General features: G+C 75.6%; 4 protein-coding genes. 3 read left to right on the top strand and 1 reads right to left on the bottom strand.

Annotated features, from left to right (window positions below):
• Positions 1-6 precede the first annotated feature (6 nt).
• On the bottom strand, positions 7-5,967 hold the full coding sequence (locus IF06_RS0100585) for an SDR family NAD(P)-dependent oxidoreductase (RefSeq protein ID WP_030268220.1): 5,961 nt from the start codon (positions 5,965-5,967) through the stop codon (positions 7-9).
• 198 nt (positions 5,968-6,165) lie between these two features.
• Between IF06_RS0100585 and IF06_RS0100580 the strand changes: the two genes are divergently transcribed.
• Genes IF06_RS0100580 through IF06_RS0100570 form a run of 3 tightly spaced genes read left to right on the top strand, consistent with a single transcriptional unit; the run spans position 6,166 to position 10,013 of the window.
• Positions 6,166-7,044: a DUF6039 family protein gene (locus IF06_RS0100580; protein WP_013287045.1), complete on the top strand. Its 879-nt coding sequence runs from the start codon at positions 6,166-6,168 to the stop codon at positions 7,042-7,044.
• Positions 7,045-7,050: 6 nt separating this feature from the next.
• Entirely contained in the window at positions 7,051-7,809 is a 759-nt protein-coding gene (locus IF06_RS0100575) for an enoyl-CoA hydratase-related protein (RefSeq protein WP_013287046.1), read from the top strand.
• A complete protein-coding gene (locus IF06_RS0100570) occupies positions 7,806-10,013 on the top strand; it encodes an acyltransferase domain-containing protein (protein ID WP_013287047.1) in 2,208 nt (735 codons plus the stop codon). Before IF06_RS0100575 ends, IF06_RS0100570 begins: the two co-directional genes overlap by 4 nt.
• Positions 10,014-10,028: the final 15 nt, after the last annotated feature.

Genomic DNA, 10,028 nt, shown 5'->3' with positions numbered 1-10,028 from the left:
TTCTGGTCAGTCGGTGGTGACGAGTTGCAGTCGCAGCAGGGACGCCGTGAGCGGCTCGCCCGTGTCCGGCCGGGCCGGGGGTGGCGCCCCGGCCGGGCCGTCGCCGTCGAGCCACAGCCGCCTGCGCCGGAACACCGGGCGGGGCAGCGGCGCCCGGCGTACCGGCCCCGGCGGCGCGCCACTGAGTACGAGGTGGGCGTTGGTGCCGCCGAGGCCGAACGAGCTGACGCCGGCGACGCGTTCCCGTCCGGCCGGCCAGCCGACCGGTTCCGTGGTGGGGTGCAGCGGTGAGCGGTCGAAGTCGAACCGCGGGTTCGGGGTGTCGCAGAACAGCGTCGGCGGGATCGTGCCGTGTTCCAGGGCGAGCGCCACCTTGAACAGCCCGGCCATGCCGGCGGCGCTGAGCAGGTGGCCCAGGTTCGACTTCACGCTGCCGATCTCGATCCGGCCGCCGGGCCGGTCGCCGAAGACGTCGTTGAGGGCACGCAGCTCGATCGGGTCGCCGATGAGCGTGCCGGTGCCGTGCGCCTCCAGCATCGTGATGTCGGCGGGGCGCCGGCCGGCGGCGGCCAGCGCCTGCCGGACCACGTCGGCCTGGGCGGCGGGGCTGGGGGTGGTGACGCCCATCGTGTGCCCGTCGTTGTTCACCGCCACGCCGTCGATCACGGCGTGGACGCGGTCGCCGTCGGCGAGCGCGGCCGCCAGCGGTTTGAGCAGCACCACGCCGCAGCCCTCGCCGGGCACGAAGCCGTCGGCGCGTTCGTCGAACGTCCAGCACCGGCCGGTCGGGGACAGCGCCCGCGCGGCGCTCAGGTCGAGGTACGTCTCCGGGTCCAGCAGCACCTCGACGCCGCCGACGACCGCCAGCTCCGACTCCCCCGCGAGCAGGCTGCGGCAGGCGACCTGCACCGCGACGAGCGACGACGAGCAGGCGCTGTCGACGACCAGGTTCGGGCCGCGCAGGTCGAAGTGGTGTGCGACGCGGGCGGCGATGAAGTTCTGGTCGGAGCGCAGGACGTCGGTGCGGATCGGGACGCGTCGGCCGTAGTCGGACAGCCGCGCCCCGGCCACGACGGCGACGCGCCGGCCGCGCAGTTCGTCCGGGGCGTACCCGGCCTCGGCCAGGCACTCCGCGGTGCCCTCCAGGAACATCCGGATCGCCGGGTCCAGGCAGCGCGCCTCGTCGTCGCTCATGTCGAAGTAGCCGGGGTCGAACCACTCGATGCCCTCGACGAAGCCGCCCCACTTGCTGATCGACCGTCCGAGGCCGGGCTCGGGCGAGTACCAGCGGCGGTGGTCCCACCGCTCGGCCGGCACCTCGGTGACCGCGCAGCGCCCGTGGAGCAGGTTGTCCCACAGCGTCACGACGTCGGTCGCTCCCGGGAACCGGCAGGCCATGCCGATCACCGCCACCCGCCGGTCCAGGTCCGGCCGCGCGCCGCCGCCCGCGACCACCGCCGCCTGCGCCGCCGTCGGCACAGGCTCATCAACGGGTACGGGCGCAGTCACGGGTACGGGCGCCGTCACCGCGTCGGGTGGAGTCACGGGTACGGGCGCAGCCACCGGCCCGGGCGAGTTCACCGCCTCGGGCGCAGTCGGCGGCTCGGGCTCGGGAGTCGCGGCCTGCACGCCGAGGTGGGCGGTGAGGCGCTCCAACGTGGGGTGCAGCAGCAGCGTCGCCGGGTCGAGATGGGTGCCGAGCCGCTCCTCGATGCGGATCAGCAGCTCGCCGAGGAGCACCGAGTCCACGCCCAGGTCGCCGAACTCGACGGTCGGGTCGAGGTCGCGCTCGGGAATGCCCAGCGCCGCCGAGAAGATGCCCACGAGCCAGCCCGGCGGGGCCGTCGCCGTGCCCGTCGTCAGGGCCGGCGCCGGCGCCGGGGCCGGGACCGAGGCTGGGGCCGGGGCCGGGATCGAGGCTGGGGCCGGCGCCGGGACCGAGGCCGGGGCTGGGACCGAGGCTGTCGCCGAGCCCGGGGCGGGCGTACCGGCGGCCGGAGCGCCTGCCACGACGGGGGGTGACGTCGGCGCCGGGCGGCGCGGGCGCAGCCGCAGCAGGGCGTCGGGGTCGGGGGCGTCGCCGAGCGGCGGGCACGGCAGCACCACCGCGCCGGCCGGCAGGGCGAGCACGCGGTCGACGACGCGTAGTCCGGCGGCGTCGTCCAGCGGGGCGAGACCGGCCGGCGCGCACGGGTTGGGGCGTCCGCTCGTGGACCCGGTCTGTGCCCACTGCGGCCAGTCCACCGAGCGGAACTCCGTACGGCCGGCGGCGATCCGCGCGCGGACCAGCTCGTCGACGGCGATGTTCGCGGCGGCGTAGTCGGAGACCCCGGCGGCCAGCCCGGTCACCGTGGCGCACACCGAGGAGAACACCAGGAAGAAGTCGAGCGGGTCGGCGGCGCACAGCGGCACCAGGGTCTCGAAACCGTCCAGCTTGGGCGCCATCGCCGCGCGGACGTCCGCCAGGTCCTTGTGCAGGAACGCCGGGTTGCCCCGGCTCTCCACACCGGCGCAGTGCACCACGCCCCGCAGCGGGCCGAGTTCCGCGCGGACCTGCCGCAGGAACTCCTCGACACCGGGGAACCCGCCGGCGTGCTGGAGCACGCGCACGCCGCGGGCGCGCAGGTCGTCCGCGACGCCGGTGTCCGCGTGGACGCCGACCAGGGCGATCGACCGGGCGCCGTGACCGGCCAGGTGCCGGGCGACGAGCGCACCGACGCCCCGGGTGCCGCCGGTCACCAGGTAGGCCCCGTCCGGGTCGCAACGCAGCGGCGCGTGGGGCGCCGGTACGAGGTCCAGGCGCGGCCGGTACCGCCGGCCGTCGGCGTACCGGACCTCGCCGTAGGCGTCGGCCCGTACCCATTCGGCGAGGATCCGGGTGGCGAGATCGGTGTCGTCGCCGGGCCGGTCGGTGTGCAGCACGGTGGCGGTGACGCGGGCGTACTCGGCGCCGAGGACCTTGACGAAGCCGGCCGTGCGGACGTCGTCGACGGCCGTCTCCAGGATCCGCAACGGCGTGGTGGGACGCTCGGCCAGCAGCCGCTGCACCATCCGTACCCGGGTCTCCCAGCCGGGCCCGCCGGGCAGGCCGACCAGCCCGCCGACGTCGGGCACGCGGGACAGCACGGCGGCGAGGTCCGCCACGTCGTGCACGGCCAGGCCGCCGAGACGGGCGACGAGATCGGGACTGCCGCCGACGCACAGCATCACCCCGGCCACCGGCGACGCGGCCGGCCCGGGATCGGGATCCGGCTCCCACCCCTTGGCGTAGAGCGGCACCTCGGCGTCCGGCGCCGCCGCGACGGTCGGCGCCTGCGTGCCGGACGGCCCGGCACCGGCCGGTGTGTCCTCCGGCACCCAGCACCGCATGCGGGCGAACGGGTACGCCGGCAGGTCCACGACCGTCCGGCCCGGCTCGTGGAGCGCGGCCCAGTCGACGGCTCCGCCGGCCACCCAGTGCCGGGCGAGGTCGGTCAGGCTCGCGCCGGCCGGCGGCACGGCGTCCGGGTCCGGCGCGGCGGGCGCGCGCCCGCGCAGCACGGCGGGATCGGTGCGGTAGGCGGTGAGACGCTCGCACAACGTTGCGACGTCCTCGACCACGACCGCCAGCCGCTGCCGCAGCGGCTCCCGGCCGACCTGGAGCGTGTAGGCGATGTCGGCGAGGGCCGGCCCGTCGTGCGCCAGCAGCGCGGCGGCGTGGTCGGCGGCCGAACCGGGGTGCTCCCCGGCGGCGATCCGCCGGACCGCGGCGACGAGGTCCGCCGTGCTCGGTCCGCGGTCCCGGCGCAGGTACGCGACGAGCCGCCGCACCACCTCGTCGAGGCGGTCCTCGTCGTAGGCGGACAGGACGACGAGCTGCGGGCCGGGCGGCGCGGCCGGGCGGGTGCGGGCGGGTGGCGCGGCGACGACCGCGTGGGCGATGGTCCCTCCGGCGCCGAACGAGCTGACGCCCGCGACCCGGGGGCCGGTCCACTCGGCCCGCTGCCGCTGCACCCGGAACGGCACGGCGTCCCAGGGGATGTTCGGGTTGAGTTCGTCGGCGTGCAGCGACGGCGCGAGCACGCCGTGCCGCAGTTGCAGGATGACCTTGGTGAGACCGGCGAGTCCGGCGGCGGCCTCGGTGTGCCCGATCGTCGACTTCACCGAGCCGATCGGGATGCTGCCGGGCGGCAGGTCGGTCCCGGCCGCGTCCCGGTACGCCCGGGTCAGGCCGTCGATCTCGACCGGGTCGCCGAGCGCCGTGCCGGCGCCGTGTGCCTCCACGTAGCCGATCTCGGCGGGTCCGGTACGGGCGTCGCGCAGCGCCCGCCGTACCACGTCGGCCTGCGCGACCGGGCTGGGCACGATGTAGCCGTTCGTCCGTCCGGCGTGGACGACGGCGGTGCCGCGGATCACGGCGTGCACCGGGTCACCGTCGTCCAGCGCCCGCCGCAGCGGCTTGAGGATCAGCGCGCCGACCCCCTCGGCCGGCACGAACCCGTCGCCGCCGGCGCCGAAGGTCCGGCTGCGCCTGTCGGTCGCGGTGAGCTTCATCCGGTGCTGCTGGATGAACTTGTTCGGGTGCAGCGACAGGCTGACGGCCCCGGCCACCGCCAGTTCGGCCTCGCCGCGCCGCAGGCTCTGCACCGCCAGGTCGAGCGCCACCAGCGCGGAGGAGCACATCGTGTCCACGGTGAGGCTCGGGCCGTGCAGGTCGAAGCAGTACGACACCCGGTTGGCGATGCCGCCGAGCGTCGCGCCGGAGTCCTGCGGGACGCCGCGCAGCGTCCGCTCCGCCCCGAACAGCGGGTACTCGTTCCACATCGCGCCCGCGTACACGGCGACCGAGGATTGGTGCCGCTCCCGCAGCCGGGCGCGGGTGTATCCGGCGCTCTCCAGCGCGGCCCAGGTCACTTCGAGGAACAGCCGTTCCTGCGGGTCCATCAGGGCGGCGTCGCGGGGGGTGATGCCGAACAGCAGCGGATCGAACCGGTCGACGTCGTCGAGGTACCCGCCGTCCATGAGGTGGGTCGGCCATCCCGGCCGCGCGCGTTCGGGCGGGTGCGGGGTGACGCAGTCGCGGCCGCCGGCGAGGTTGTCCCAGAACGCGTCGAGGTCGGGCGAGCGCGGGTAGCGTCCCGCGACGCCGATCACCGCGATCTCCGTCTCGCGCTCCTCCTCCGGCTCCCGCTCCACGGCGACGGCCGGCGCCGGCACGACGTCCGCAGCGGGCGGTGCGGCGGACTCGGCAGGTGCGGCGGACTCGGCGGGCTCGGCGGGCTCGGCGGGAACCGCGCCGGCGGGAGCCGTGCGGCCGGCCGCCGCCAGCGCCGCGGCGACCTCTCCAAGGGTGGCGTGCTCGAAGAACAGCGTCCGCGACCGCTCGCCCAGGTCGTTCTCCAGCCGGGCGGTCAGTCGCGTCACGAGGAACGACGACAGGCCCAGCTCGGTCAGCGGCAGGAGCGGGTCGACGGACTCGGCGGGCAGGCCGGACACCTCGGCGTACACCTGGACCAGATAGGCCCGCAGCGACCCGGCCGGGTCGCGCGGCCGTGCGGCGGGCGGGGCCGGCGGCGCCGCACCGAAGGGGTAGCCGGGCAGCGGCACCCGCGGGCGTGGTCCCGGCCAGTACCGCCGCCAGTCGACCAGGCCGCCGCCGACCCAGTCCGCGGCGGCGTCGGCGTCGGTCGGCGCGGCGGCCGGCGCGAACGGCGCCCCGGCGACGCCGTGCAGCACCCCGTCGCGGGCCTCGCCGCGCAGGTAGGCGTCGAGTCCGCCGACCAGGTCCGCGACGCTCGCGCACCGCACGGCGAGCCGGTGCGGCAACGGCATCCGGCCGACCTGCGTGGTGTACGCCACGTCGGCGAGGTCGAGCGCCGGGTCCGCGGTGGAGACGTGCTCGCGCAGCCGGTGCGCGGACCGGCGTAGCCGCTCCGGATCGGCGGCGGAGAGGACAACGGCGTGGGCTGGATCGGTCTGTTGCGTCACGGCACCTGCCCGCCTGGGAAGGGTCGACGGCCGAGGATCCCGGCCGAGTCATCACGCTAGGCAGTCGTACCGGCTTCGCCTGCTCAACCTTGAGCAGGCCGGTTGCTTCCGGCGCCCGCTCAACCGTGAGCAGACACGCCGTCGGCCGTCCCCGTAGAAACGGGCCGGAACCGGCGATCTCACCTGAGGAGCGAACCGATGACCACGACGGTCGAGCCGTACCGCGCGCTGAACCAATCGTCGCTGCCGCTGGAGCGGGTGCTGCACACGCTCAACTCCGGCTTCATCCTGCACCGGGTCGGCCAGATGGCCTACGGGTTCGCCGCCGAGGGGCGCCAGTTCAGCGTGGACCTGCTGCAGTACATCAACACCTCGCAGGAGGGCGTGGCGACGTCGTTCGCCTTCGAGGAGGTGTTCGGCGGCCGGGACCGGATGCACTGGTTCATCCACCTGAAGTCCCCGCAGGACTACCGGATCCTGCTCAACATGGTCGACCACGACCTGGAGTTCCGCCGGATCTCCGACGAGGACCGGCTGCCGCACAAGGGCGGCGGCAACTGGGACCGCATCTTCGTCCACCGCAGCCTGCACGAGGACGTGCTCGTACCGCAGCACGGGATGGACCACGACGGCGACGACGCCGAGCCGGCGACCTTCGTGCCGCCCGCCTCGTCCCAGCTCAACCAGCCGCCGGAGCAGCAGATCAACTCGGCGACGGCCGGCGCGATCGTCATGCGGACCTCGGACGTCAAGTACGAGTTCCGCGAGGAGGGCCGGATGTACGCGGCCCACTGGCAGCACTTCGTCAACGAGCGGCTCGCCGGCCGGGTCACCGCCACGCTGTACGAGCAGACCTGGGGCCAGCAGGACCACCTGTTCCAGCTGATCCACCTGCGCAGCGTCGACGACTACCACGAGCTGCGCGAGCTGGAGCGCGGCAAGGAGATGGCCACCGAGGTGTTCGGCCGGCGCCGGCTGCACGAGTCCAAGGGCGGCGGCACCTGGGACCGGCTGTTCATCGAGGGCAGCATCCGCGACACGCTGCTGCTGCCGCAGGTGCCGAGCGGCGCGGCCTGAGCTCCGATGGCGTACCGCACGATCGAGCTCCGGCGCGAGCCCGGGCTGTTGCGCGTCACGCTGGCCCGGCCGGAGCGGCGCAACGGCATCGACGACGAGACGCTGCGCGAGCTGCACGCCGCACTCGACGAGGCCGAGGGCGACGCCGCCTGCCGGGCGGTGGTCCTGGCCGGGCGTGACGGCGTGTTCAGCACGGGCATGGACTTCCAGAGCGCCGCCGGTGACGGTGGCGCGTCCGACGGGGGCGCGGCGTTCTTCGCCCTGCTGGAACGCTTCACCACAGTGCCGCGGGTGGTGATCGCCCAGGTGGACGGGCAGGTCGCCGGTGGTGGTGTCGGGCTGGTCGCCGCCAGCGACTTCGTGCACGCCACCGCCCGCAGCACGTTCGCGCTGCCGGAGGCGCTGTGGGGGTTGCTGCCCTGCTGCGTGCTGCCGTTCCTGGTGCGGCGGGTCGGGTTCCAGAAGGCGTACGCCGCGACGTTGAGCACGCAGACGATCGCCGCGGCCGAGGCGTACCGGATCCATCTCGTCGACGAGGTCGCCGAGCGTCCCGAGACGGTGCTGCGGCAGCTGCTGTTCCGGCTCAACCGCCTCGACCCGGTGGTCGTCGGCGACGCCAAGCGGTACTTCCGGGCGTTCTCCGGCGTCGACGACCGGCTGCGCGACCACGCGGTCACCGAGTTCGGCCGGCTGATGTCGGCGCCCGCGGTGCGGCAGCGGATCACGGAGTTCGTCGCGCACGGCCGCTACCCCTGGGAACGGTGATCGCCGTGCGCGCGTGGGTCTTCCCGGGGCAGGGATCGCAGCATCCCGGCATGGGCGAGGGTCTCCTGGACCGTTTCCCCGCCGAGTGCGCCACCGCCGAGCGGCTCATCGGCGTGCCGCCGGCGCAGCTGTGCCGGGACGCCCGGGGCGAGTACCTCGGCCGCACCCGGTACGTGCAGCCGGCCGTGTTCCTGGTCAGCGTGCTGGCCGCCCGGGCCGCGCTGGCGGACGGCCGTCCGCCACCCGAGGTGGTGGCCGGGCACAGCCTCGGCGAGTACGCCGCGCTGCACCTCGCCGGCTGCCTGGACTTCGACAGCGCGCTGAGCCTGGTCGTCCGCCGTGGGCGGCTGATGGAGAGCGTGACCGGCGGCGGCATGGTGGCGGTGCTCGGCCTGCCGCTGTCGCGGGTGACGGAGCTGCTGGCCGGGATCCCGGACGTCGACCTCGCCAACCACAACCTGCCCGACCAGTTCGTGCTGGCCGGCAGCACGGCGGGCATCCGCGCGGTCGTCGACGCCGTGCCGCGGCTCGGTACGGGCCGGTGCGTGCCGCTGGCGGTCAGCGTGCCGGCGCACTCCCGGTTCATGGCCGGCGCCGCGGAGGCGTTCGCGGTGGCCCTGCGCGACGTCACGCCGGGCCCGCCGTCGATCCCGGTGGTGAGCAACGTGACCGGGGCGCCCCACGTCCCGGGCGAGATCCCGGGCACGCTGCTGCGGCACTTCGTCGAGCCGGTCCGGTGGTGGGACACGATGTGCCTGCTGGCCCGGTCGGGGGTGACCGAGCCGGTCGAGGTCGGTCCCGGTGAGGTGCTGACCAAGATGTGGCGCCGGGCCGCCGGGAGCCTGCCGGCACCCGCTCCCGGCGGGCCGCTCGCGCCCGCCGCGCCCGTCCCGCCGCCCGCGCCGGTCCCGCCGCCCCCGCCAGCGACGTCGGTCGCGCCCGCCGCGCCGGCCGCGCTTCCGGTGACTGCGCCGGCCGCGCCGGTGGCGCGAGGTCCCGCCCTCGGCCCACCGCCGGCCACCGCGTCGCGTCCGCGCCCGGCGGGCTCGCCCGGGCTGCGGTCCGACTACGGCATCCGGTACGCCTGCCTGGCCGGGTCGTCCCCGTTCGGCGTCACGTCGCCGGCGTTCCTGCGACGGCTGTCGGAGGCCGGACTGCTCGGCTTCTTCGGCGCCCAGGGTCTGGCGCCGCCGGAGATCAGGGCCGCGCTGGCCGAGCTTCGCGACGTCCGCCGGTACGGCATGGCCTGGCCGTCCGGTGGTGACGAGCGGGCGCTGTGCGACCTGTACCTCGCCCACGACGTCCGCCATGTGGAGGTCACCGGTCCGCTCGCCGTGGTGTCGCCGCAGCTCGTGCGGTTCCGCTACGGCGACGGTCCCCGGCAGGTCCTGGTCCGTGCCCCGGATCTGGCCACGGCGGTCCGGTTCCTGCGCCCCGCCGACCCGGCGACGGTACGGGCGCTGGCCGCCGCCGGGCACCTGGACGGCGGAGCAGCGGGCGCGGCGGCACGGGAGGCGGTCGCCACCGACGTGGCAGTCGAACGGGACGCCCATGCGCTGGTGCCGGCTCTGGTGGCCCTACGCGACCGGGAGGCGCCGGGGGCGCGGATCGGGGTGGCCGGGGTGGGCACCCCGGCGGCCGTCGCCGCCGCCTTCGCGCTCGGGGCCGACTTCGTCGTCACGACGACGGTGAACCAGTGCACCGCCGAGGCCGCCACGTCGGACGCGGCGAAGGATCTGCTCGCCGCGCTCGACGTCACCGACATCCGTGAGGCGCCCGATCCGGACCTGTTCGAGCTCGGCGCGCGGTCTCCGGTGGCGCACCGGGGCACCCTGTTCGCCGCTCGTGCCGAGGAGCTGTACCGGATGTTCCTGCGCTACGACCGGCTGGCCGACGTCGGCCCGCGGCGGCTCGCCGAGTTGGAGCGGACGCACTTCGGCCGCCCGCTGGACGACGTGCGCGCCGATCTCGGCGTCGCGGGGCGGGACGACCGGCGCGTGCTCGCGTCGGTCTGCGCCGCCTACTGCCGGGAGGCCACCGCCGCGGCCCTGCGCGGAACGCCGGGTCAGCGGCTGAACTACCGGGTGCCGGCCTCCACCGACGTCGGGGCGTTCAACCGGCTCGTCGCGGCGGAGCCGCTGGCCGACTGGCGCGCCCGGCACGCCGAGTCGGTCACCGAGCGGCTGCTCAGCGAGGCAAATTGACCTAAATCATTAAAA

This window comes from Micromonospora globosa (assembly GCF_000717585.1).
GTDB classification, from domain to species: Bacteria; Actinomycetota; Actinomycetes; order Mycobacteriales; family Micromonosporaceae; genus Micromonospora; species Micromonospora aurantiaca.
This window is presented reverse-complemented; position numbering and strand designations above follow the sequence as displayed.